The organism is Saccharopolyspora sp. NPDC000995, from assembly GCF_053599315.1.
In genome coordinates, this window is the sequence record NZ_JBSFLZ010000005.1 from 1 (window position 1) to 24,836 (window position 24,836).

Consider the following 24,836-nt stretch of genomic DNA (forward strand, 5'->3'; position numbering starts at 1 on the left):
TCCCATTCCGAACCCGGAAGCTAAGCTCCCCAGCGCTGATGGTACTGCACTCGACAGGGTGTGGGAGAGTAAGACACCGCCGACACAATATTTGAGGGATAGCCCCTCTTTCCTCCCGATTGCGGGAGGAAAGAGGGGCTATCCCAGTTTCTGCATCCCTGGACCTCCGCGTGGCGGCCTACGAGAAGTAGCCGGGCCCGCGGGCGGGCACCGTCGGCTTCTTCGGCCGCCAGGGGCCGGACTCCTCCGAGCACCGCAGTGACCACCACCTGCGGTGGTGGTCACTCGGCTGGTGTAGTTCGAGGGCTCGATCGCGAGGTTCGTCCGGCTTAGACTCGGGAGTTAGTGAACTCGTTCACAAGCGGGTTCCCGGGGCGGTCTACCGGGACGAGCGGGCCGCGCCGCGCATTGCACCGGACCAAGGAGTGTCATGACCAGCGCCACCAGCCGCCGCCGACCCGACGAAGACGCCGAGGTCATCGTCGTCGGAGCCGGACCGGCCGGATCGACGGCTGCGACGTACCTGGCCCGCGCCGGCCTGGACGTCCTGCTTCTCGAAAAGAGCGTCTTCCCGCGGGAGAAGGTCTGCGGCGATGGCATCACCCCGAGGGGCGTCAAGCAGCTCATCGACCTGGGCATCGACACCCGCGAGGAAGCGGGATGGTTGCACAACCGGGGTCTGCGCGTCGTCGGCGGCGGCGTGCGGATGGAACTGGACTGGCCGAGCCTGGCCGACTTTCCGCCCTACGGCGTGGTCCGCCCCCGCAACGACTTCGACGACCTGCTCGCCCGCAACGCCCAGCGCACCGGGGCTCGCCTGCTGCAGCAGACCACGGTGACCGGCGCGGTCACCGACGAGCGAACCGGCCGGATAACCGGGGTGGAGGCCAAGATCGGGCCGGAGCGCACGCCAGTCACGTACCGTGCGCCGTTGGTGCTGGCCTGCGACGGGGTTTCGGCCCGGTTGGCGCTGTCGGTGGGCATCGAGAAGCGCGACGACCGGCCGATGGGCGTCGCGGTGCGCCGGTACTACACCAGCCCGCGCACCAAGGACGACTTCTTGGAGTCGCACCTGGAACTGTGGGACCGCTCGAACCCAGACGAGCCGAAATTGCTGCCGGGCTACGGCTGGATCTTCGGGATGGGAGATGGCACCGTCAACGTCGGGCTCGGCATCCTGTCCACCTCCAAGGCCTACGGCAAGACGGACTACCGCCAGCTGATGCGTTCCTGGTTGGACGGAACCCCGGAGGAGTGGGGTTTCCGGGAGGAGAACGCCACCGGCCGGATCGGCGGCGCGGCGCTGCCGATGGGCTTCAACCGGATGCCGCACTACCGCAACGGCCTGCTGTTGGTTGGCGACGCCGGCGGGATGGTCAACCCGTTCAACGGCGAAGGCATCGCATACGCGATGGAATCGGCCGCGCTAGCAGCGGAATGCGTGGTGCACGCGCTCGCCCGACCGACGGGCTTCTCGCGGGAGCAGGCGCTGCGGCGGTACCCGACCGCGGTGCAGCAGTCGCTTGGCGGCTACTTCCGGATGGGCAACATCTTCAGCAAGTTGATTGGCAATCCCACCGTCATGCGGATGGCCACCAAGCATGGTCTACCGAGGGCAACCCTGATGCGTTTCGTGTTGAAACTGTTGGCAAATCTCTACGACGAGAAGGGCGGCGACGCCATGGACCGTGTGATCAGCACCACTACTCGGCTGACCCCTAGCGCTTGACGGCGCGAGTCTGGTCAGATGTCCCGAGCGGTGTGCCGGACGTCTCAAAGTTAGGTTCGCCTCACTACAGAACCGATGCGGGCGACCGCATAGAGTGCGCACCGAAGCCGTAGATGTGCTCTACGTCTCGGCGGGGGCCGCCGAAGGAGGGCAGCGGAGTGCTTGATCCCTACGTCCCGCTGGTGTTGTTGTTCGCGCTGGCGCTCGCGTTCGCGGTGTTCTCAGTCGCGATCGCGCCACTGGTCGGCCCCCGCCGGTACAACAAGGCGAAGCTGGATGCCTACGAGTGCGGCATCGAGCCGTCGCCGCAGCCGGTGATCGGCGGCGGCCGGATGCCGGTCGCCTACTACCTGACCGCGATGTTGTTCATCCTCTTCGACATCGAGATGGTCTTCCTCTACCCGTTCGCGGTGTCCGCGGACGCCCTCGGCCTGTTCGGCGTGGTCGAGATCGTGCTCTTCATCGCGACCGTCGGTTTCGCCTACGTCTACGTCTGGCGAAGAGGCGGCCTGGACTGGAACTAGGGAACGCCCGAGCGGGTCGGCCCACGACTTTCGGAAGAACTAGCCGCAGCGAAGCGGGAAGGAGTGCCGGAGATGGGGCTCGAAGAGCAGCTGCCCAACGGCATCCTGTTGGCAAACGTTGAAAAGCTCGTCAACTGGACCCGGAAGGCCTCGATGTGGCCGGCGACGTTCGGGTTGGCCTGCTGCGCGATCGAGATGATGACCGTCGGGGGTTCCCGCTACGACATCGCGCGCTTCGGCATGGAGCGGTTCTCCGCCACACCCCGACAAGCCGACCTGATGATCGTCGCGGGCCGGGTCACCAACAAGATGGCGCCGGTGCTGCGGCAGATCTACGACCAGATGCCGGAACCGCGCTGGGTACTGGCGATGGGTGTGTGCGCCTCCAGCGGCGGCATGTTCAACAACTACGCGGTCGTGCAGGGCGTGGACCACGTGGTGCCGGTGGACATGTACCTGCCGGGCTGCCCGCCGCGGCCGGAGATGCTGCTGGACGCGATCCTCAAGCTGCACGCCAAGATCATGGACGAGCCGATCAACGCCAAGCGAGCGCAGCTGAAGCTGGAGAGCGGCGAGCGCACCCCGATGATCCCGTCCTCCGAGCGGTACGCGCCGAAGAATTGGGCGCAGCGGCGCCGGGCCGAGCGGCAACAGGCCGCCCAGCGCCGCGAATTGGGTTCCGATCCGTCGTTGGGGGCGCTGGACCCAGCGCCGAAGCGCCCCCGCGAGCTCAAAGCGGGCAGGTGAGTTCGGTTGGCAGACAATGAATCCCAGTCCCGGGCGGTGGAGCCCGTCCGGCAGGAGCCCGCGCCGGTCTCCGGTCGCGCCCGCCGGGGCATGTTCGGGGTTCGCGGCACCGGCGACACCTCCGGCTACGGCGGCCTGCGGCTGCCGGCCTACGTGCCGCCCGCCGCGGAGCGCCCGTACGGAGGTTGGTTCGACGAGGTCGCCGACAACCTCTTCGCCGCGCTGCACGAGCAGGGCCTGCCTGCGGACACCGTGCAACAGGTGACCGTCGATCGCGGGGAGATCACCTTCTACGTGCACCGCGACCACCTGCTTGAGGTCTGCTGGACGTTGCGGGACGACCCGGCGCTGCGCTTCGAGCTGTGCAGCTCGGTGTCCGGGGTGGACTACGGCCCGGAGGTTCCGCAGCGGCTGCACTCGGTCTACCACCTGACCTCGATGACCTACCGGCGCCGGATCCGGCTGGAGGTCGTGCTGGAGGTCGACGATCCGCACCTGCCGTCGGTGGTGCCGGTGTACCCGACCGCCGACTTCCAGGAACGCGAGACCTGGGACATGTTCGGCATCGTCTACGACGGGCACCCGGCGCTGACCAGGATCCTGATGCCCGACGACTGGGACGGCCACCCGCAGCGCAAGGATTACCCGCTCGGCGGAATCCCGGTGGAGTACAAGGGCGCCGAGATCCCGCCGCCGGACCAGCGCAGGGCGTACTCGTGATAGCCGCGCGGCGAGGGTTTTCCTCGATTTCAATGGAAATCGGACGTCTGATTTCCATTGAAATCGCGGTCCGAGGACCGCAGCACACTGCGGAGAGGTGCTGGAGATGACTACCGAACCACTGGCCGACACCGGCCTCGGCGACCCGCACCCCCACCCGGGCGAGGCGCAGTCGCGGGAGACCACCGAGGGCCGCGTCTACACCGTCACCGGCGGCGACTGGGACGAATTCATCGACGAGACGTCCGGCGAGGAGCGGGTCGTCATCAACCTCGGCCCGCAGCACCCGTCGACCCACGGCGTGCTGCGGCTGGTGCTGGAGCTCGAAGGCGAGACGGTCACCAAGGCCCGCTCGGTGATCGGCTACCTGCACACCGGCATCGAGAAGAACACCGAGTACCGCACCTGGACGCAAGGCGTCACCTTCGTGACGCGGATGGATTACCTGGCGCCGCTACATAACGAGGCCGCCTACTGCATGGCGGTGGAGAAGCTGCTGGGCATTGAGGCGCCGCGGCGGGCGCAGGTGTTCCGGGTGCTGCTGATGGAGCTCAACCGGATCTCCTCGCACCTGGTGTTCCTGGCGACCGGCGCGATGGAGCTCGGCGCCACCACCGGCATGACCTACGGCTTCCGCGAGCGCGAAGAGGTCCTGCACCTGCTGGAGTACCTGACCGGCCTGCGGATGAACCACGCGTTCATCCGGCCCGGCGGCGTCGCCCAGGACCTCCCGGTGGACTACCGGGAGAAGATCCTGAACTTCGTCAAGGTCATGGACTCGCGGCTGCCGGACTACGACAAGCTGTTCACCGGTCAGCCGATCTGGAAGCAGCGTTTGAAGCACGTCGGCTACCTGCCGCTGGACGGCTGCATGCAGCTCGGCATCACCGGTCCGCTGCTGCGCGCCGCCGGGCTTGCCTGGGACCTGCGGAAGATCCAGCCGTACTGCGGCTATGAGGAGTACGAGTTCGAGGTGCCCACCAGCACCGACGCCGACTGCTACGCCCGGTACTTCCTGCGGCTGGAGGAGATCCACCAGTCGCTGAAGATCATCCGGCAGTGCTTGGACAAGTTCGAGCCCGGCCCGCACATGGTGGAGGACAAGAAGATCGCCTGGCCGGCGAAGCTGAGCATCGGCCCGGACGGCATGGGCAACTCGCTGGATCACGTCCGCAAGATCATGGGCCAGTCGATGGAGTCGCTGATCCACCACTTCAAGCTGGTGACCGAGGGCTTCGACGTGCCGCCCGGCCAGGTGTACGTGCCGATCGAGTCGCCGCGCGGCGAGCTCGGCTACCACGTGGTCTCCGACGGGGGTACCCGGCCGATGCGGGTGCACGTGCGGGAACCCAGTTTCGTGAACCTGCAGGCGATGCCCGCGATGTGTGAAGGCGGACTGGTGGCCGACGTGATCGCGTCGGTCGCCTCCATCGACCCGGTGATGGGCGGGGTGGATCGATGACCGAGCAGTTCGAGTTCACCACGAACAAAAAACAAACTGACCACGAGGCAGTGTCCATTCCTGGCGACCCCCCGGTGTTCGGCGAGGACGTGCGGGCCGACGCGAAGCAGATCATCGCGCGGTACCCGGAGTCCCGGTCGGCGCTGCTGCCGATGCTGCACCTGGTGCAGTCAGTGCAGGGTTGCGTCAGCGCCGAGGGCATCCAGTTCTGCGCCGAGCAGCTGGCACTGTCCACTGCGGAGGTCAGCGCGGTCGCGACGTTCTACACGATGTACAAGCGCAAGCCCTGCGGGCAGCACCTGGTGAGTGTTTGCACCAACACGATGTGCGCGGCCCTCGGCGGTGACGAGATTTACCGGAAGGTCAGCGAACACCTCGGCGTCGGGCACGACGAGACGGCCGGTACGCCGGGCGAAGAGGGCTCGATCACGCTGGAGCACGCCGAGTGCCTGGCCGCATGCGACCTCGCCCCGGTGCTGCAGGTCAACTACGAGTACTACGACAACCAGACACCCGAGCAGGCGCTGGAACTCGTGAAGGCGTTGCAGCGCGGGGAGAAACCGGCCCCGACGCGGGGCCCCGCGTTGTCCGACTTCCGCGGTGCCGAGCGCCAGCTGGCGGGCTTCTTCGACGAACTGGAGTCCACTGTGGCCGGACCGTCGGCCGCGGTCGAGACGGTGCGCGGCGCGCAACTGGCCAACGAGCGTGGCTGGACCGCGCCGAGCATGCCCGACGACGTGGAAATGCCGCCGCTGCCGGAGAAGAAGTGAGGGTGGCCATGACCCAATCCACCAACAGCCAGCCCAGCACCAGCCCGGTGACCCCGGTACTGACGAAGCGGTGGCTGTCGCCGACCTCCTGGACGCTGCGCACCTACGAGCAGTTGGAGGGCTACACCGCGCTGCGCAAGGCGCTCAAGGCCCACCCCGACCAGCTCATCGAGCTCGTCAAGGCCGCCGGGCTGCGTGGTCGCGGCGGCGCCGGGTTCCCGGCCGGGGTGAAGTGGAGCTTCATGCCCAAGGACCCGGTCAAGCCGCACTACCTGGTCATCAACGCCGACGAGGGGGAGCCGGGGACCTGCAAGGACATCCCGCTGATGATGGCGGACCCGCACTCGCTGATCGAGGGCTGCATCATCGCCAGCTACGCGATGCGCGCCAACCACTGCATGATCTACGTGCGCGGCGAGGCGCTGCACCCCATCCGGCGGCTGAACAACGCGGTCCGCGAGGCCTACCAGGCCGGCTACCTCGGCAAGAACATCCTCGATTCCGGCTTCGACCTGGACATCGTGGTGCACGCCGGCGCGGGTGCCTACATCTGCGGCGAGGAAACCGCGCTGCTCGACTCGCTGGAGGGCAAGCGGGGGCAGCCGCGGCTGAAGCCGCCTTTCCCGGCCGCCGCTGGGCTCTACGCCTGCCCGACCACGGTCAACAACGTCGAGACGATCGCCTCGGTGCCGTTCATCGTCAACGGCGGCGCCGAGTGGTTCCGCAAGATGGGCACCGAGAAGTCGCCCGGCCCGAAGATCTACTCGATCTCCGGGCACGTCGAGCGGCCCGGCCAGTACGAGGCCCCGCTGGGCACCACGCTGCGCGAGCTGCTGGAGCTGGCGGGCGGCATGAAGGACGGCATCCCGCTGAAGTTCTGGACGCCAGGCGGATCGTCGACCCCGATGTTCACCGCCGAGCACCTGGACGTGCCGCTGGACTTCGAGGGCGCGGCCGAGGCCGGGTCGATGCTGGGCACGACCGCGGTGATGGTGTTCAACGAGACGGTTTCGGTGCCGTGGGCCGTGATGAAGTGGACCCAGTTCTACGAGCACGAGTCCTGCGGCAAGTGCACGCCGTGCCGGGAGGGCACCTACTGGCTGGCGCAGGTGCTGGAGCGGATGGTCAACGGGCACGGCACCGACGAGGACATCGACACCCTGCTGGACGTCTGCGACAACATCTTCGGCCGCTCGTTCTGCGCCCTCGGTGACGGAGCTGTTAGCCCGATCGTCAGCGGCATCAAATACTTCCGCGAGGAGTTCCTCGCGCTGTGTGAGAAGAACAAGACCGGCGAGTCCGCACTGGTAGGAGCGGCCCGATGACGGTGGCACCAAGCTCGAACGACACTGCAGAAGCCCGTCCGCTGCCTCCGGGTCACGTCCGTCTGACCATCGACGGCATCGACGTGGTGGCGCCCAAGGGCGAGCTGCTGATCCGCACCGCGGAGCGAATGGGCATCACCATCCCGCGGTTCTGCGACCATCCGCTGCTGGACCCGGCAGGGGCCTGCCGGCAGTGCCTGGTCGAGGTCGAGATGGGCGGGCGGCCCATGCCCAAGCCGCAGGCGTCCTGCACCATGACCGTCGCCGACGGCATGGTGGTCAAAACGCAGCGGACCTCGCCGGTGGCGGACAAGGCGCAGCAGGGCGTGATGGAACTGCTGCTGATCAACCATCCGCTGGACTGCCCGATCTGCGACAAGGGCGGCGAGTGCCCGCTGCAGAACCAGGCGTTGAAGCACGGCCGCGCCGAGTCCCGCTTCCATGACACGAAGCGGACCTTCGCCAAGCCGGTGCCGATCTCCTCGCAGGTGCTGCTGGACCGGGAGCGCTGCGTGCTCTGTCAGCGCTGCACCCGGTTCTCCAAGCAAGTGGCCGGGGACCCGTTCATCGAGCTGTTGGAGCGCGGGGCGCTGCAGCAGATCGGCATCGGCGAGCAGCAGCCGTTCCAGTCGTACTTCTCCGGTAACACCATCCAGATCTGCCCGGTCGGGGCGCTGACCAGCGCGGCCTACCGGTTCCGGTCCCGGCCGTTCGACCTGGTGTCGACGCCCGGGCAGTGCGAGCACTGCGCGTCCGGCTGCGAGATCCGCAACGACTGGCGGCGCGGCAAGGTGATGCGGCGGCTGGCCGGGGACGACCCGGAGGTCAACGAGGAGTGGATCTGCGACAAGGGCCGGTTCGCGTTCCGCTACGCCACCGCGGGCGACCGGATCACCCGGCCGCTGATCCGCGAGAACGGCGAGCTGCGGCCCGCGTCCTGGACCGAGGCGTTGCAGACCGCCGCGAAGGGGCTGGCCACCGCCCGGGACGCCAACGGCGTCGGGGTGCTGCCCGGAGGCCGGTTGACCGTCGAGGACGCGTACGCGTACTCGAAGTTCGCCCGGATCGCCTTGCGCACCAACGACATCGACTACCGGTCGCGGCCGCATTCGGAGGAGGAGCTGCGGTTCCTGGAGTCCGCTGTGGTGGGTGTGACACCGGGGACCGGGGTCACCTACCGGGAGCTGGAATCCGCGCCCGCGGTGCTGTGCGTGGCCTTCGAACCGGAGGAGGAATCGCCGATCGTCTTCCTGCGGCTGCGGAAAGCGGCCCGCAAGGCAAAGACCAAGGTTTTCCACGTGGGGCCGTGGGCCTCGCCGGGCGTGGAGAAGACGACGGTCATCGTGCACGACGGCGGCCCGGTCCGGACGGGCTCGCTGATCCCGTGCATGCCGGGTGATGAGCCCCTGCTCCTGCGCGAACTCCCGTCCGATGCGGAGAACGCGCTGCAGCAGCCGGGCGCGGTGCTGATCGTCGGTGAGCGCGCGGCGGAGATTCCGGGGCTGTACTCGGAGGTCCTGCGCACCGCGCAGCGGACCGGAGCCCGGGTTGCCTGGATCCCCCGGCGGGCTGGGGAGCGCGGGGCGATCGAGGTCGGCGCGCTGCCGACGCTGCTGCCCGGCGGTCGACCGGTCGCCGATGCCGCCGCCCGCGCCGAGATCGAACAGTCCTGGGGGCTGGCCTCCGGCGCGCTGCCCACGACGGCCGGTCGCGACCTCACCGGGATCCTCACCGCCGCCGCGACCGGGGAGCTGTCCGGCCTGGTCGTCGGCGGTGTCGACCCGAACGACCTGCCCGACCCGGAGCTGGCCGAGAAGGCCCTGCACCGCGCGGGCTTCGTGGTCAGCTTGGAGCTGCGGCCCAGCGCAGCCACCGAGCACGCCGATGTGGTGCTGCCCGTCGCGCCGAGCGTCGAGAAGGCTGGCAGCTACCTGAACTGGGAAGGCCGCCGCCGCGAATTCCGCACCACCATCGAGGGCACCGGGGCCCTGCCGGACTGCCGGGTGCTCGACACGCTCGCAGTGGAGATGGACGCGGACCTGTTCACCCAGACCCCGGCCGCCGCGGGCGCCGAACTGGACCGCATCGGAGCGCACACCGGCGCCCGGTTGCCTGCGCCGGACGAACCGGGCGGGCGGGCACCGGCCTTCGGCGCGAACCAAGCGGTGCTGGCGACCTGGCGGCAGCTACTCGACAACGGGTCGATGCAGGCAGAGGAACCGAACCTGGCGGGCACCGCGCGGCGGACCGTCGCAGTGCTCTCGCCGCGCACCGCGCAGCGGATCGGCCTCGGCCACGGCCAGCGCGTCGAGGTCCGCACCGCCAAGGGCGCAGTCGTGCTGCCGGTCGAGTTCGCCGAGATGCCCGACGGTGCGCTGTGGTTGCCCGCCGACTCCGGCATGTCGGAGGTGCACCGCGTCCTCGGCGTCGGGCACGGCGCGCTCGTCGACATCGCGGCCACCACGCCGATGTCCCCCGCGGCCGGCAACGGCCACGGCACCACCCACCTAGACGGGGGGAGAACATGACCAGAACCGCGGAACTGCTCGCCGACGATCCGCTCTGGCTGATCCTGCTGAAGGTCCTGGTGATCTTCGTCTTCCTGGTCGTCATGACGCTGTTGACGATCTGGGCGGAGCGCCGGGTCATCGGCCGGATGCAGCACCGGCCCGGTCCCAACCGGGCGGGCCCGTTCGGGTTGCTGCAGTCGTTGGCGGACGGCCTGAAGCTGGCGTTCAAGGAGGACATCCGGCCGGTCCTGGCCGACAAGTGGGTGTATTTCCTGGCCCCGGTGATTTCGGCGACGCCCGCGTTGGTGTCGTTCTCGGTGATCCCGATCGGCCCCGAGGTCACCATCTTCGGCGAGCGGACCGCGCTGCAACTGGTGGACCTGCCGGTCGGTCTGCTGGTCGTGCTGGCCTGCGCCTCCATCGGCGTCTACGGCATCGTGCTCGCGGGCTGGGCCTCCGGTTCGCCGTACCCGCTGCTGGGCTCGCTGCGCTCGGCGGCGCAGGTGATCTCCTACGAGATCGCGATGGGCCTGTCGTTCGTCGCGGTGATCATGTATTCGGGCACGTTGTCCACCTCGGGCATCGTCGAGGCGCAGACGAACGGCTGGTTCTTCCTGCTGCTGCCGTTCAGCTTCGCCGTCTACGTGGTGTCCATGGTCGGTGAGACCAACCGCGCGCCGTTCGACCTGCCAGAGGCGGAGTCGGAGCTCGTCGGCGGGTTCCACACCGAGTACTCGTCGCTGAAGTTCGCGCTGTTCTTCCTCGCGGAGTACATCAACATGGTCACCGTCTCGGCGCTGGCGACGACGCTGTTCCTCGGCGGTTGGCACGCGCCGTGGCCGCTGTCGCTGATCGGCGACGGGGTGCTCAACACCGGTTGGTGGCCGGTGCTGTGGTTCCTCGGCAAGACGGTGGCGTTCCTGTTCTTCTTCATCTGGCTGCGCGGCACGCTGCCCCGCCTGCGCTACGACCAGTTCATGAACCTGGGCTGGAAGTTCCTGGTCCCGCTGAGCCTGTTGTGGATCATCGCGGTGACCGTGATCCGCGCACTGCGCAACGAGGAAGCGGTCACCTCGCAGCAGTTCCTCATCGGCGGCGGCGTCGTGATCGCGATCCTGCTGGCGGCGACTTTCCTGATCCCGGACCGCAAACCGGCCAAGGACACCGACGAGATCCCGCTGGCCGGCAGCGGTTACCCGGTTCCGCCGTTGGACCTGAAAGTCCCCGAGACCCCACCGCGCCGCACCCCGGTGCGCAGCGGTGCCGGCGAGGTCGCGGGTCCGGAAGGCGAGGAGGCGCCTCATGGGAATGTTTGATCCGATCAAGGGCTTCGGCGTCACCTTCTCGACCATGTTCAAGAAGGTCGTCACCGAGGAGTACCCCGAGGTCAAGAAGATCCCGGCGCCCCGGTTCCACGGTCGCCACCAGCTCAACCGGCACCCGGACGGACTGGAGAAGTGCGTCGGCTGCGAGCTGTGCGCCTGGGCGTGCCCGGCCGACGCGATCTTCGTGGAGGGCGGGGACAACACCGACGAGGCCCGGTTCTCGCCTGGTGAGCGCTACGGCAAGGACTACCAGATCAACTACCTGCGCTGCATCGGCTGCGGGTTGTGCATCGAGGCCTGCCCGACGCGCGCGCTGACGATGACCAACGAGTACGAAACCGCCGACGACAACCGCCAGGATCTGATCTACACCAAGGCGGACCTGCTGGCGCCGCTGCTGCCCGGCATGGAGCAGCCGCCGCACCCGATGCGGCTGGGCAACGACGAGCAGGACTACTACGTGCGTGGTCCCGAGTTGGCCCGGCAGCGGGGGATCCCGGCGGAGGAGACGGTCGAGTCCGGGCATGAGGAGGCCGGGAGATGACCATCGAAGCGGTGCAGTTCCTCGCGCAGGCGCCGAGCGGCGTGGTGGGCACCGGCGAGGCGGTGGTCTTCTGGGTGCTCGGTCCGCTGGCGCTCGTCGGTGGGCTGGGCATGGTGTTCGCCCGCAACGCGGTCCACTCCGCGCTGTGGCTGGCGCTGACGATGCTCAGCCTCGGAGTGCTCTACATGGTGCAGAGCGCCCCGTTCCTCGGCTTCACCCAGATCATCGTCTACACCGGCGCGATCATGATGCTGTTCCTGTTCGTACTGATGATGGTCGGCCGCGACTCCTCGGACTCGGTGGTCGAGGTGCTGCGCGGGCAGCGGCTGTGGGCCGGCCTCGGCGGCATCGGCCTGGCCGTGCTGCTGGTCTCCGGGCTGGCGCGGGCGCTGACCGCGGTGCAGCCCGCCCCGCCGCTGGACCCGTGGACCCCCGCCGGTGGCGGCGCGGGCGGCCTGGGACGGCTGATCTTCACCGACTACCTGTTCCCGTTTGAGCTGACCTCGGCGCTGCTGATCACGGCCGCGGTAGGCGCGATGGTGCTGGCCTACGGCGGCAAGGGCCGCGGCCCGCGGTTGAGCCAGAAGGAGCGGGCCAACGCCCGGTTCCGCGGCGACCGCCCGTCGCCGCTGCCCGGCCCCGGCGTGTACGCGACGGCGAACTCCGTCGCCGTCCCGGCGCTGCTGCCGGACGGATCGGTGGCGCCGGAATCGCTGTCGGAGCTGCTGGAGAACTTGCCCGTGGATCGGCTCGGTGAGCAGCGACGCGCGGTCGCCGGCAAGGAGCCGGGGCCCGATCCGCACGTGTTGACCGGTGGGCACCGCGAGGAGACCTCCTCGGTGCCCGACCAGAAGAACTCGGACCACCCGCATGCCAACGGCAACGTGGTGGGCCGCACCAACGGCCACGAGTCCGAGCACGTCTCCTCCGAGGAGGTCCGGCAGTGACCCCCACCTACTATCTGCTGCTGTCGGCGTTGCTGTTCACCATCGGTGCCGTCGGGGTCCTGGTGCGCCGAAACGCGATCGTGGTGTTCATGTGCATCGAGCTGATGCTCAACGCGGTCAACCTGACGCTGGTGACCTTCGCCCGCATCGAGGGGACGGTGCACGGGCAGGTCATGGCCTTCTTCGTGATGGTGGTCGCTGCGGCCGAGGTGGTGGTCGGCCTGGCCATCATCATGTCGATCTTCCGGACGCGTCGCTCGGCCTCGGTCGATGACGCCAACCTGCTGAAGTACTGAGAGGGCGCGTGGTGACGGCAAATACGATTACCGCGGCGATGAATTCCGGGGCCTTCCTGGCCGGGACCAACCCGGACGTGGTCAGCGCGGTCGGCGGGGTGCAGCAGAACGCCTGGCTGCTGGTCGCATTTCCCGCGCTGGGCGCGCTGATCCTGCTGGTGGCCGGGCGCCGGGCCAACGGCTGGGGCCACCTGCTCGGTTGCGCCACCGTGATCGCGTCCTTCGCGTACGGGGTGCTGCTGTTCAGCTCCATCGCCGGGATGCCCCAGGCAGGCCAGGTGCGGGAACTGCACATGTTCTCGTGGATCCCGGTCAACGCCCTGCAGGTCGACTTCGGGCTCCGGCTCGATCCGCTGGCGATGGTGTTCGTGCTTCTGATCACCGGTGTGGGCTCGCTGATCCACATCTACTCGATCGGCTACATGGCGCACGACCAGGAAGGCCGCACCGGGCGGGACAACACTGAGCGCCGCCGGTTCTTCGCCTACCTCAACCTGTTCGTCGCCGCGATGCTGGTTCTGGTGCTGGGCAACAGCTTCGTTACCCTGTACCTGGGCTGGGAAGGCGTCGGCCTCGCGTCGTACCTGCTGATCGGCTTCTGGCAGGGCCGCCCGTCGGCGGCTGCGGCGGCGACGAAGGCGTTCGTGATGAACCGCGTCGGCGACGTCGGCCTGGCGCTGGCGATCTTCCTGCTGTTCGCGAACCTCGGCACCACCCAGTACACCGAGGTCTTCGCCCGCGCCGGTGAGCTCACGCCGGGGGTGTTGCTGGCGATCACGCTGCTGCTGTTGCTGGGTGCCTGCGGCAAGTCCGGCCAGGTGCCGCTGCAAGCGTGGTTGCCGGATGCCATGGAAGGCCCGACCCCGGTGTCCGCGCTCATCCACGCCGCGACCATGGTCACCGCGGGCGTGTACCTGATCGCGCGGTCCAACCCGTTGTTCACGCTCTCGCCCGGCGGGCAGCTGGCGGTCACCATCGTCGGCGCCGTGACGTTGCTGGTCGGCTGCATCATCGGTTGCGCCTACGACGACATCAAGAAGGTCCTGGCGTACTCCACGGTCAGCCAGATCGGCTACATGATGCTGGCAGTCGGGCTCGGCCCGGCCGGGTACGCGCTGGGCATCATGCACCTGCTCACCCACGGCTTCTTCAAGGCAGGGCTGTTCCTCGGCGCCGGTTCGGTGATGCACGGCATGAACGACGAGGTCGACATGCGCAAATTCGGCGGCCTCTACCGGTTCATGCCGATCACGTTCGCCACCTTCGGGCTCGGCTACCTGGCGCTGATCGGCTTCCCGTTCCTGTCCGGGTACTACTCGAAGGACGCGATCATCGAGGCCGCGTTCGGCCAGGAGGGCTGGCGCGGCTGGGTCTTCGGCGGCGCGGCGATGCTGGGTGCGGCGATCACCGCGTTCTACATGACCCGCCTCGTGCTGATGACGTTCTTCGGCGAGAAGCGCTGGGAGAAGCTGAATGCCGAGAACGCGCCCGGGGACGCGAGCCGGGCCTTCCGCCCGCACGAGTCACCCGCGGTGATGACCGCGCCGATGATCGTGCTGGCCGTCGGCTCGGTCGCGGCAGGCATGTTCTTCGCCGGCGGCGACCGGCTGGTTGGATTCCTCGTGCCGTCGCTGGGCGAACTGCACGAGGCCGAGCACACCGCGATCCCTCACGCGATGATCCCGGTACTGACCGTCGCGCTCTCCGCGCTGGGCGTGCTGATCGCCTGGCTTGTGGTCGGGCGCAAGCCGGTTCCGGTGGAGCGCCCCGAGCGGGTGTCGCCGATCGTCCGCGCGGCCCGCGCGGACCTGGGCGGCAACGCGCTGAACAACGTCCTGGCGGTGCGGCCGACGTTCGGCCTGGCGCGCGGATTGGTCACTGTGGACCAGAAGGGCGTCGACGGCACTGTCAACGGCATCGCCGGGTTCCTCGGCTTCAGCTCCGGCCGTCTGCGCCGGCTGCAGACCGGCTTCGTCCGGTCCTACGCCCTGTCCATGCTCTTCGGCGGAATCCTGGTGATCGCCGCCCTGATGGCAGTGGGGATCCCGACATGACAACCTCGTCGCGCCCCGAACCGCAGTTGCAGTTGAAACTGCGGTCAACCCGGGGATCCGGTCCGCAGTTTCAACTGAAACTGGACGTCCACTGTGGATACCGTGGTTGGCTGAGTGAGCTCCGGGAGGAGATCCGATGACCCTGCTCCTGGCACTGATCCTGCTGCCGATCGTCGGGTCGGTGGTGGTGGCGCTGCTGCGCGGGAACGCGGTGGTGGCCAAGTGCACCGCGCTCGGGTTCTCGTTGGCGGAGCTGCTGATCGCGGTCGCGGCGTGGTTCGCCTACGACCCGGCGGGGCCGCGGCTCCAGCTCACCAGCTCGGTGGAGTGGATTCCGGCCTTCGACATCCGGCTCTCGCTCGGCGTGGACGGCATCGCGCTGGTGATGATCGCGGTGATCGCGCTGCTCACTCCGCTGGTGCTCGGCTACAGCTGGGGCGAGCGACTGCCGGCCGGGCGCACCCACGGCGGCTTCTTCTCGCTGCTGCTGCTGGAGCAGGCACTGACGGTTGCGGTGTTCGCCGCGACCGACGTGTTCCTGTTCTACGTGCTCTTCGAGATCATGCTGATCCCGATGTACTTCCTCATCGGCGGCTACGGCGGCGAGAACCGCACCTACGCCGCGGTGAAGTTCTTCCTGTACTCGTTCCTCGGCGGCCTGATCATGCTGGCCTCGGCGATCGGCGCGTACGTCTACAGCGCGCAGGTCACCGGGCGCGGCACCTTCGACTGGGCGTCACTCGTACCGGTGCTCTCCGACGCGCCCATCAGCGTGCAGGTGTGGCTGTTCCTCGGGTTCTTCACCGCGTTCGCCATCAAGGCCCCGCTGATCCCGTTCCACACCTGGCTGCCGGACGCGGCGCAGCAGGCACCGATCGGTGTCGCGGTGATCGTCGTCGGCGTGCTCGACAAGGTCGGCACCTTCGGCTTCCTGCGCTACAGCCTGCCGCTGACGCCGGAGGCGTCGAAGCTGCTCGCGCCGATGATGCTGTTGCTCGCGGTGATCGGCGTGCTCTACGGCTCGCTGCAGGCCTTCGGCCAGACCGATCTCAAGCGCTTCATCGCCTACGTGTCGATCGCGCACTTCGGCTTCATCGCGCTGGGCATCTTCGCGTTCACCTCGCAGGCGCAGGTGGGCGCCGTGTCGTACATGATCAACCACAGCATCGCGACGGGCATGCTGATCCTGGTGATCGGCATGGTGATCGTGCGCGGCGGCTCCACCCGGATCGCCGACTACGGCGGCATGGCGAAGGTCGCGCCGTTGCTGGCCGGCACGCTGCTGATCGCCGGGTTGAGCACCCTGTCGCTGCCCGGCACGAACTCGTTCATCAGCGAGTTCCTGGTGCTGGTCGGGGCTTTCCAGACCCAGCCGGTGTACACGGTGTTCGCCACCATCGGCATGGTGCTGGCCGCCGTCTACGTGCTCTGGCTGTACCAGCGGACGATGCAGGGCCCGGTGCGTGGTGACGCTCTGCTGGGCACCGCGGGCGGGCCGGGCGCGGTGACCGACCCGAACAAGCCGGGCGCGCACCGGCTGCGGGTTGGTGACCTCGGCGCCCGCGAGATCGCGGTGCTGACCCCGTTGATCGTGCTGGTGCTCGCGTTGGGCTTCTACCCGAAGCCGGTGTTGGACGTGATCAACCCGTCGGTCGCGGCAACCATGAGCGAGGTCGGAGTCACCGACCCCGTGACCTCGCAGGGAGGTAAGTGACAGTGGGCGTCTTGACGAGTGGGGCGGGCGCGATGACGCAGCTTCCGGACGTGCAGATCCCGCCGATCGACTACGCGGCCATCGCCCCGATCCTGGTGATCCTCGGCGCGGCCTGCCTGGCGATCCTCGTCGAGGCGTTCCTGCCGCGGCACCAGCGCTGGTCGGTGCAGGTGAGCTTGAGCCTGGCGGCGATCGTGATCGCCGGGGTGGCGTTGGCGGTGTACGCCCGCAGCGGCGGGACCGGCGTGACCACCCTGTCCGACAGCCTCGCGGTCGACCGGCCCACGCTGTTCCTGTGGGGCACCCTGCTCGCGCTCGGCCTGGCGGCGATCCTGATGATCGCGGACCGCTCGGTGGAGCCGGGGGGCGCCTTCGTCGCCGAGTCGCGGGCCACCGACGGGCCGGGAGCGATGACCCGCGCGGCCGCCGGGGTCGCGGGGATGCGCACCGAGGTCTTCCCGCTCGCCCTGTTCTCGCTCGGCGGGATGATGGTGTTCTGCGCGGCGAACGACCTGCTGACCATGTTCATCGCGCTCGAGGTGCTGAGCCTGCCGCTGTACCTGATGTGCGGGCTGGCAAAGCGGCGTCGCCTACTGTCGCAGGAAGCGGCGGTCAAGTACTTTCTCCTCGGCGCGTTCGCCTCGGCGTTCTTCCTCTACGGTCTGGCGCTGCTCTACGGCTACGCGGGTTCGGTGAAGCTGCAGGCCATCGCGGACGCCACCGCCGGAACGGAGCGCTCGGACACGCTGCTGTTCGCCGGGCTCGGGCTGCTGCTGGTGGGCCTGCTGTTCAAGGCCTCGGTCGGCCCGTTCCACACCTGGACCCCGGATGTCTACCAGGGCGCCCCGACCGCGGTCACCGGCTTCATGGCGGCTTGCACAAAGGTCGCCGCCTTCGGCGGGATCCTGCGGGTGCTGCAGGTCGCGTTCCAGGCGTCCAGCTGGGAATGGCGCGGCGTGCTGTGGGCCGTGGCGATCGCGTCGATGGTCATCGGGGTGGTGCTCGGCCTGACGCAAAGCGACATCAAGCGGATGATCGCCTACTCGTCCGTCGCGCACGCCGGGTTCATGCTGATCGGATCGATCGTGCTGACCGAACGCGGGCTGGCGGGCACGCTGTTCTACCTGCTGACCTACGGGTTCACCACGATCGCTGTGTTCGGTGTGATCAGCCTTGTGCGCAGGGCCGATGGTGAGGCAACTCACCTTTCGGACTGGGCTGGCTTGGCGAAGCGTTCACCGCTGGTCGCCGGGGTGTTCACCTTCCTGCTGTTCGCCCTCGCCGGCATCCCGCTGACGAGCGGTTTCGTCGGGAAGTTTGTCGTCTTCGAGGCGGCGCTGGCGGACGGCATGGCCCCGCTGGTGGTGGTGGCCCTAGTTGCCAGTGCGGTTGCCGCCTTCTTCTACCTTCGTGTCATCGTGCTGATGTACTTCAGCGAACCTGCCGCGGACGGCCCCACCGTCAGCGTGCCGGGTGCGTTCACGACAGCAGCGATCACGCTCGGTGTGGTCGTGACGCTGTTGCTGGGCGTGCTACCGACCTTGGCGCTGGACTGGGCGAACGTCGGTGGCTTCGTGTCGTAGAGTGCTCGCCCGTAGGGCGATCCGGGGGAGCGAAGGCGACGGTGACGTGAGCAGGCCAGCGGGTGACCCGATCAATGAGCTGACCACGGGCGGATCGGGCGGGTTCGACATCGCCGATGAGGCGTTGGCCGACTCGGTGCGGCAGGGCTTGACCCGGGTGGAGCGGCTGCTGCGCGAATCGGTGCGCAGCGACTTCGAGTTCGCCACTCACGCTTCTCTGCATCTGGTGGATGCGGGAGGCAAACGGTTCCGGCCGCTGTTCACGCTGCTGGCCGCGCAGTTCGGCGACCCCGCTGCGGACGGGGTGATCAAGTCCGCGGCGGTGGTCGAGATGATCCACCTCGCCACGCTCTACCACGACGACGTGATGGACGAGGCGACCATGCGGCGCGGCGCTACCAGCGCCAACGCCCGCTGGGACAACTCGGTCGCGATCCTGACCGGCGACTTCCTGTTCGCCCGGGCGTCCCGGTTGATCGCCGACCTCGGCAGCGAAGCGGTCCGGCAGATGGCGAGCACCTTCGAGGCGCTGGTCACCGGCCAGATGCGGGAGACGGTCGGGGTCGGTCCGGGCGCGGACGCCGTCGAGTTCTACCTCACGGTGATCTACGAGAAGACCGGTTCGCTGATCGCCACCGCCGGGCGGTTCGGCGCCTGGTTCTCCGGTGTGGACGCGGCGACGATCGACTCGCTGGAGCGGGTCGGCCGGATTCTGGGCACCGGTTTCCAGATCTCCGACGACATCATCGACATCGCCTCGCCGGCCAACGAGTCGGGCAAGACCCCGGGTACCGACCTCCGCGAGGGTGTGCGGACGCTGCCGATGCTGTACGCGCTGGCCGACGAGGACACCTCCCCGAGACTGCGTGAACTGCTTGCCGGGCCGCTGACCGGGGACGCCGAGGTCGACGAGGCACTGGAGCTGCTGCGCGCGTCCAACGGACTCGCGCGGACCCGCGCCACCCTGGACGAATTCGCCGACGACGCCCGCAAGGAGCTTGCCTCGCTGCCGGACGTCCCGGCCCGCGAAGCGTTGTCGATGCTGGTCGACTACGTGGTGGCGCGAACTCGCTGAGGCGGACCCGCGACGATTACCGGTTTCCGCCGGTACCACTGGCGGTGAGTCCTTTGGGCGGCTATAGGGGCTGACTCGAAAGACTCACAGTCGGCAGGAAAACCGATAGAGCCACAGCGTTCGTGTGCCCGGAAAGTTGCTCGGGGGCAACCCGAGCGTGTCACGAGCCGGTCAAGCTGGCACTCGACGGGGATGTCCCGTGGTAGGTATCCCTCGGAGAACTGGCGACGCTGCTGGAGTCCTGAGGAGGGACATCGCTCGTGATCACCTGGCTGTTCACGCAGGTGTGGTTGTGGAGCCTCGCCGCGTTCGCGCTGGGGGCGCTGATCACCTGGCTGCTCTGCGCCCGCCCGCTGCGACGACGCCTGGCGGAATTCACCACGCCTTACCCGGAGGACGAGTACGCCTACGACCAGCCGGGCGGCTACGAGGGCTACGAAGCGGACGAGCGGACCGCCGGTGACGCCCCGTTCGACCTGCTGCGCTCGACGCCGCAACGCCGAGAACAGCCGGACGAGCCGGAGGTCGGCGACTGGGGGCGTGCCCCGCGGGCCTGGGTGGCCCCGGAGCAGGCGACGCCCGCGCGCAACGACAGCGACAGCGAGTGGTTCCGCGAGTGGGACAAGCGCGTGAACGCGCTCGGAGCGAACCGCGACGACGCCGCGCCGCCCGTTCCGTCGACGCCGCCCGCAGCCAGGGAGCGCGCCGGGGCGCAGCCGTCGAGAGCTGAGGAGCCCGCCGGGACGGCGACGCAGGAGTCGGCCGGTGGCGCGGTTGCGCCGCAGGCTTCGGCGAAATCAGCTGGGACGGCACGGACGCCTGACGAGCCGCCGATGTCGGCGGCCTCCGCTGCGGCCGCGCGGAAACCTGCCTCGCCGCAGGCATCGGCCGAGCCTGACACGGTTGTCGAACCGGTGGTGGAACCACAGGTCGTCGGGGAGTCGGCCGCGACCGTGCGAACGCCCGCCAAGGAGCACCCGGCAGAACCCCCGATGGTGTGGCCAGACGCGGAGCCCGAGACGACGAAGTCGTCGGCGAGGTCACCCGAGGAAGTGATCGCGGCGATCGCCGCGCAAGTCGCCGCCGGGACGCCTGCGAAGCAGGCGGAGCCCTCGGAGACGGGGAACGCGAAGCGCGGAGCGGATGACGGGACGGAGTCGCGGTTGTCCGGGCAGCTGCGGTCGCTGTTCGAGTCGGCCCAGCCGCGAAGCGGCTGGGCGTCGGAGACGCCGTATGTGCCGCCGGTCGGAGCGGATGCGACGCGGGTGATCCCGAAGGTCGGGGGCGGTGGCGCGGCGGAGCTGCCGCCGCTGCCGCGGCGCACGCCCGGTGCCGGGCCGCGGCCCGGTCGGGAGGGCGGCTCGGGGCCGATGATCAAGGGGCACTCCGCGTCCCGGCAGTACCACAGCCCCGAATCTCCGGCTTACGGCAAGATCGTCGCCGACGTGTGGTTCCGCACCCCGGCCGACGCCGAGATCGCCGGCTTCGAGCCCTGGAACGGCCAACGCCACCTGAAGCCCCGCTAACCGAAACGAGGTCGGCGACGGGTTCGGGGCTTTCACTCCGGCTGGGGTTGGCGCTCCAGGAGTCGGGAGAGGACCACTGTGGACACCGTCCGGCTCACGAAGTCCACCGAGCGCAGGCGTTCCATCGCCTCTTCGAGGTGGTGGATGTTCGCCGCCCGCAGGTGCACGATTGCGTCGGCCTGCCCGGACACCGTGTAAGCCGCGACCACCTCCGGCAGCGGTTCGAGCCCGACGCGGATCCGGTCCGCCGGGACGTTGCCCTCGCAGTGCACCTCCACGAACGCCTCCGTTCCCCAGCCCAGCGCCTCCGGATCCACGACTGCGGTGAAACCCTGCAGCACGCCCAGGTCCAGCAGCTTGTCCACCCGCCGCTTCACCGCGGGCGCGGACAGGCCCACCTCCGCGCCGATCTCCGCGTAGCTCGCCCGGGCATCGGCGACCAGTTGCGAAATGATTCGTTGATCCAAGGCATCCATACGCAACATTCTGCCGCAAAAATCGAACGGAGCGTTGTTGATAGCTTGTCAGGCCAACACTTAGATTTCGATTCATGACGGTCACTGCCGCTCAGGCTGTAGAAAAGCTCGCGCCGCTGCAGGCCACCACGCGGCACTACGTGATGTGCGCGCCCAAGTACTTCACCGTCACGTATTCGATCAACCCGTGGATGGATCCGGGCACGCCGGTGGACGTCGACCTGGCGATGGCCCAGTGGAAGGAGCTGAGGCGCACGTACGAGCGGCTCGGGCACGTCGTCGAGGTGGTCGAACCGCAGCCCGGTCTGCCCGACATGGTGTTCGCCGCCAACTCGGCGACCGTTATCGACGACCGGGTGCTGGGCGCCCGGTTCCGGGCTCCGCAGCGGGCCGCCGAGGCCGAGCACTTCCGGCGCTGGTTCGTCACCCGCGGCTACCGGAACCTGGTGATGCCGTCCCGGATCAACGAGGCCGAGGGCGACTTCGCCTGGACCGGCCGGGTGCTGCTGGCCGGCAGCGGGTTCCGCACCGACCCCGAAGCGCACGCAGAGGCCCAGGAGGTGCTCGGGGTTCCCGTGGTGTCGCTGCGGCTGGTCGACCCGCGCTACTACCACCTGGACACCGCGCTGTTCGTGCTGGAACGCGGCGAGCGGGCGCAGATCGCATACTTCCCGGAGGCGTTTTCGGCCGGGTCGCGCCGAGTGCTGGAGCGGATGTTCCCGGACGCCGTGATCGCCGACGCGAACGATGCCGCTTGCCTCGGCCTGAACGGGGTCTCCGACGGTCGCAACGTGGTGCTGCCGCTGGAGGCGACCGGGCTCGCCGCGCAGCTGGCCGGCCGCGGCTACGAGCCGATCCTGCTGGACGTCTCCGAGCTCCGGAAGTCCGGCGGCGGGCCGAAGTGCTGCACGATGGAACTGCACGCTTGAGGGGCGCCAAGGGCGTCGGCGACCTGCGACGACGCCCTTCGGCATGCCTGGGCTACTGCGCCAGGGCCGCCTGCACCCCGAGCTCGATGCCGATGGTGGGGCTGACCACGGCGATGCCCTTAGCCAGGGTGGCCTGCTAGTTGACCGAGTAGTCCTAGCGGCGCAGCGTCGCGGTCGCGCCCGGCAGCAGCGCGCCGCGTTCGTCGTGTGCACCTGGCAGGTCAGCAGCCCGCTGTCGAGCGGCGCCGGGGGAGAAAGGTGCCTGCTTGGTCGTTGCGCGCCGCAGTGCCCCCGTCGGTCGAGCGATGTCGACGCAGCTTGGCGAAGATCATCGAATTTCCTCCTGCCATCCGGCCCCCGGAGCCGGATAGATTTCGGATTCAACTAACGGTCGATTAGATCGAGGCGCCTCTCGGGCGACCGTCACGCCGATTACCTCCGGAGACGTTGGCTTCAGCACATCCGCCCAGCGGAACTACGACCGGCGCCTGCTCGTTTTCTGGGTGACCTTCGGAATACGCGGGGTGTCACGAAAGGCAATCCGGCGGTCCCACCGATGATCGGATGAGCCTTTGGGCGGAGGCAGGCACGGTGCACAGTCACGTCAACGGTTTGAAGACTGCGCTGCTGCTCGGCGGCATGAGCGCGCTGGTGCTGCTGGTCGGGTCGATCTTCGGCCGGACCGGCTTGGTCATCGCGTTCTTCGTGGCGTTGGGCATGAACGGCTACGCGTATTTCAACTCGGCCAACCTGGCCCTGCGCGCGATGCGCGCCCGGCCGGTGTCGGAGGCCGAACAGCCCGCCATGTACCGGATCGTGCGGGAGCTGGCGACCTCGGCGCGGCAGCCGATGCCCGCGCTTTACATCAGTCCGACGCGGGCGCCCAACGCCTTCGCCACCGGCCGGAACCCGCGCAACGCCGCAGTGTGCTGCACGGCCGGGATCCTCGAACTGCTCAACGAGCGCGAGCTGCGCGCCGTCCTCGGTCACGAGCTCTCGCACGTCTACAACCGCGACATCCTGATCTCCAGCGTCGCCGGGGCGCTGGCCAGCGTGGTCACGTTCCTGGCCAACTTCGGGCTGTTCTTCGGCATGTTCGGCGGCCAGGACGAGGACCGGCCCAACCCGTTCGCGATGCTGTTGGTGGCGCTGCTGGGCCCGATCGCGGCAGCCGTGGTGCAGATGGCCGTCAGCCGGTCCCGTGAGTACCAGGCCGACGTGTCGGGGGCGCAGCTGACGGCGGATCCGCTCGCGCTGGCGTCCGCGCTGCGCAAGCTGGAGCGCGGCACCCAGCAGGCGCCGCTGTCACCGGAGCCGCAGCTGGTGTCGCAGTCGCACCTGATGATCGCCAACCCGTTCCGCCCCGGCGAGCGGCTGGCGCGGCTGTTCTCCACGCACCCGCCGATGGCCGACCGCATTCGCCGCCTGGAGGGCATGGCCGGTCACCAACTCCCCCCGGCCTGAACGCCACCCGGGTTAACGGCGCTCCGGACTATGACACGCCGACGGTCCGCGATTTCCATCGAGCCTTTTCATCCTGGCCGCCCCGCAGCAGCGACGCCTGAAGTCCCACGGCCCGTGGGCTGAGCCCACCCTCGCGACTGGCGCCGCCGCGGGTTCTCAGGTTCCGCTACCCGCACCGCAATGCAAGAAGAGGCTGAAAACGCTTTTTGGAATCGCGGCAGACCTCGGGTCAGCCTCGCGCGCCGGAGTTGCGGGCGACGTCCATGACGTACTCGCCGTAGCCCGACTTGGCCAGTTTCGCGCCCAGCGCGAAGCAGTCGTCGGCCGAGATGTAGCCCATGCGCAGGGCGACCTCCTCCAGGCAGGCGATCCGCACGCCCTGCCGGTGCTCCAGCACCTGCACGAACTGCGAGGCCTCCAATAGCGAGTCGTGGGTCCCGGTATCCAGCCAGGCGAAACCGCGGCCGAACTTGGTCAGGTGCGCCCGGCCCTCCTGCAGGTAGGCAAGGTTGACGTCGGTGATCTCCAGCTCGCCGCGGGCCGACGGCGTGAGCCCCTTGGCGATGCGCACCACGTCGTTGTCGTAGAAGTACAGGCCGGTGATGGCCATGTTGGACTTCGGCCGCTCCGGTTTCTCCACGATGGACACCAGCCGACCGCCGTCGTCCACCTCTCCGACGCCGTAGCGTTGCGGGTCGCGGACCGGGTAGCCGAACAGCGTGCAGCCGTCGAGGTCCCGGACGCACTGCTGGAGGATCTTGGAGAAGCCCTGCCCGTAGAAGATGTTGTCTCCGAGCACCAACGCCACCGAGTCGTCGCCGACGAAGTCGGCACCTATCACGAACGCCTCGGCGAGCCCGTTGGGCTGGGCCTGCTCGGCGTACTCGATCCGGATGCCGAGCTGCGACCCGTCCCCGAGCAGCCGCTGGAACAACGGCGTGTCGGTCGGGGCCGAGATCAGCAGCACGTCCCGGATGCCGGCCAGCATCAACACCGACAGCGGGTAGTAGATCATCGGCTTGTCGTACACCGGGAGTAGCTGCTTGGACACGGCCTGCGTCAGCGGATGCAGCCGGGTCCCGCTGCCACCCGCCAGCACGATCCCCTTCACCTGGA

General features: G+C 68.7%; 21 protein-coding genes and 1 rRNA gene. 20 read left to right on the forward strand and 2 right to left on the reverse strand.

The window, feature by feature from the left end; genetic code table 11:
- The 18 genes from rrf to ACWDKQ_RS03350 form a co-directional block, all read left to right on the forward strand.
- A 5S ribosomal RNA gene (gene rrf, locus ACWDKQ_RS03265) occupies positions 1–85 on the forward strand; the annotation flags it as partial.
- 345 nt (positions 86–430) lie between these two features.
- Positions 431–1,729 carry a geranylgeranyl reductase family protein gene (locus tag ACWDKQ_RS03270; RefSeq protein ID WP_450137138.1) on the forward strand — a complete coding sequence of 433 codons (1,299 nt, stop codon included), beginning with the start codon at positions 431–433 and terminating at the stop codon, positions 1,727–1,729.
- Between the two features lie 113 nt (positions 1,730–1,842).
- The gene (locus ACWDKQ_RS03275) at positions 1,843–2,253 is read left to right on the forward strand and encodes an NADH-quinone oxidoreductase subunit A (RefSeq protein WP_450137139.1); all 411 of its coding nucleotides are present in this window, start codon (positions 1,843–1,845) and stop codon (positions 2,251–2,253) included.
- A 72-nt stretch (positions 2,254–2,325) separates the two neighbouring features.
- The gene (locus tag ACWDKQ_RS03280) at positions 2,326–3,000 is read left to right on the forward strand and encodes a NuoB/complex I 20 kDa subunit family protein (protein WP_010315557.1); all 675 of its coding nucleotides are present in this window, start codon (positions 2,326–2,328) and stop codon (positions 2,998–3,000) included.
- 36 nt (positions 3,001–3,036) lie between these two features.
- Positions 3,037–3,720, forward strand: a complete 684-nt coding sequence (locus ACWDKQ_RS03285) for an NADH-quinone oxidoreductase subunit C (protein ID WP_450137224.1) — start codon at positions 3,037–3,039, stop codon at positions 3,718–3,720.
- A gap of 106 nt (positions 3,721–3,826) precedes the next feature.
- Entirely contained in the window at positions 3,827–5,182 is a 1,356-nt protein-coding gene (locus tag ACWDKQ_RS03290; RefSeq protein WP_450137140.1) for an NADH-quinone oxidoreductase subunit D, read from the forward strand.
- Positions 5,179–5,952 (forward strand): NADH-quinone oxidoreductase subunit NuoE, encoded by a 774-nt coding sequence (gene nuoE / locus ACWDKQ_RS03295; RefSeq protein ID WP_450137141.1) that lies wholly within the window; start codon positions 5,179–5,181, stop codon positions 5,950–5,952. Before ACWDKQ_RS03290 ends, nuoE begins: the two co-directional genes overlap by 4 nt.
- Before the next feature lie 8 nt (positions 5,953–5,960).
- The gene (gene nuoF, locus ACWDKQ_RS03300; RefSeq protein ID WP_450137142.1) at positions 5,961–7,277 is read left to right on the forward strand and encodes an NADH-quinone oxidoreductase subunit NuoF; all 1,317 of its coding nucleotides are present in this window, start codon (positions 5,961–5,963) and stop codon (positions 7,275–7,277) included.
- Complete coding sequence (locus ACWDKQ_RS03305) at positions 7,274–9,805, forward strand: NADH-quinone oxidoreductase subunit G (protein WP_450137143.1); 2,532 nt, start codon at positions 7,274–7,276, stop codon at positions 9,803–9,805. Before nuoF ends, ACWDKQ_RS03305 begins: the two co-directional genes overlap by 4 nt.
- Positions 9,802–11,103, forward strand: a complete 1,302-nt coding sequence (gene nuoH, locus ACWDKQ_RS03310) for an NADH-quinone oxidoreductase subunit NuoH (RefSeq protein ID WP_450137144.1) — start codon at positions 9,802–9,804, stop codon at positions 11,101–11,103. Before ACWDKQ_RS03305 ends, nuoH begins: the two co-directional genes overlap by 4 nt.
- The gene (nuoI, locus tag ACWDKQ_RS03315) at positions 11,090–11,656 is read left to right on the forward strand and encodes an NADH-quinone oxidoreductase subunit NuoI (RefSeq protein WP_450137145.1); all 567 of its coding nucleotides are present in this window, start codon (positions 11,090–11,092) and stop codon (positions 11,654–11,656) included. Before nuoH ends, nuoI begins: the two co-directional genes overlap by 14 nt.
- Positions 11,653–12,603 (forward strand): NADH-quinone oxidoreductase subunit J, encoded by a 951-nt coding sequence (locus tag ACWDKQ_RS03320; RefSeq protein ID WP_450137146.1) that lies wholly within the window; start codon positions 11,653–11,655, stop codon positions 12,601–12,603. Before nuoI ends, ACWDKQ_RS03320 begins: the two co-directional genes overlap by 4 nt.
- Complete coding sequence (gene nuoK, locus ACWDKQ_RS03325; RefSeq protein WP_010315547.1) at positions 12,600–12,899, forward strand: NADH-quinone oxidoreductase subunit NuoK; 300 nt, start codon at positions 12,600–12,602, stop codon at positions 12,897–12,899. Before ACWDKQ_RS03320 ends, nuoK begins: the two co-directional genes overlap by 4 nt.
- 38 nt (positions 12,900–12,937) lie before the next feature.
- On the forward strand, positions 12,938–14,953 hold the full coding sequence (nuoL, locus tag ACWDKQ_RS03330) for an NADH-quinone oxidoreductase subunit L (RefSeq protein WP_450137147.1): 2,016 nt from the start codon (positions 12,938–12,940) through the stop codon (positions 14,951–14,953).
- Between the two features lie 136 nt (positions 14,954–15,089).
- Positions 15,090–16,667, forward strand: coding sequence for an NADH-quinone oxidoreductase subunit M (locus ACWDKQ_RS03335; RefSeq protein ID WP_450137148.1), 1,578 nt, complete (start codon positions 15,090–15,092; stop codon positions 16,665–16,667).
- A gap of 32 nt (positions 16,668–16,699) precedes the next feature.
- Positions 16,700–18,250, forward strand: coding sequence for an NADH-quinone oxidoreductase subunit NuoN (gene nuoN / locus ACWDKQ_RS03340; protein ID WP_450137149.1), 1,551 nt, complete (start codon positions 16,700–16,702; stop codon positions 18,248–18,250).
- 46 nt (positions 18,251–18,296) lie between these two features.
- Complete coding sequence (locus tag ACWDKQ_RS03345; RefSeq protein WP_450137150.1) at positions 18,297–19,325, forward strand: polyprenyl synthetase family protein; 1,029 nt, start codon at positions 18,297–18,299, stop codon at positions 19,323–19,325.
- Positions 19,326–19,585: 260 nt separating this feature from the next.
- Positions 19,586–20,851, forward strand: coding sequence for a sunset domain-containing protein (locus ACWDKQ_RS03350; protein ID WP_450137151.1), 1,266 nt, complete (start codon positions 19,586–19,588; stop codon positions 20,849–20,851).
- Between the two features lie 32 nt (positions 20,852–20,883).
- Here the strand turns inward: ACWDKQ_RS03350 and ACWDKQ_RS03355 are convergent, their stop codons facing one another.
- Positions 20,884–21,327 carry an Lrp/AsnC family transcriptional regulator gene (locus tag ACWDKQ_RS03355; protein ID WP_450137152.1) on the reverse strand — a complete coding sequence of 148 codons (444 nt, stop codon included), beginning with the start codon at positions 21,325–21,327 and terminating at the stop codon, positions 20,884–20,886.
- Between the two features lie 74 nt (positions 21,328–21,401).
- Between ACWDKQ_RS03355 and ddaH the strand changes: the two genes are divergently transcribed.
- Together ddaH and htpX are read left to right on the forward strand one after the other, a co-directional pair.
- Entirely contained in the window at positions 21,402–22,256 is an 855-nt protein-coding gene (gene ddaH, locus ACWDKQ_RS03360) for a dimethylargininase (RefSeq protein ID WP_450137153.1), read from the forward strand.
- Positions 22,257–22,847: 591 nt separating this feature from the next.
- Positions 22,848–23,720 (forward strand): zinc metalloprotease HtpX, encoded by an 873-nt coding sequence (gene htpX, locus ACWDKQ_RS03365; RefSeq protein ID WP_450137225.1) that lies wholly within the window; start codon positions 22,848–22,850, stop codon positions 23,718–23,720.
- Between the two features lie 229 nt (positions 23,721–23,949).
- On the opposite strand, the gene rfbA is transcribed toward htpX, so the two are convergent.
- The gene (gene rfbA / locus ACWDKQ_RS03370; RefSeq protein ID WP_450137154.1) at positions 23,950–24,831 is read right to left on the reverse strand and encodes a glucose-1-phosphate thymidylyltransferase RfbA; all 882 of its coding nucleotides are present in this window, start codon (positions 24,829–24,831) and stop codon (positions 23,950–23,952) included.
- Positions 24,832–24,836 lie beyond the last annotated feature (5 nt).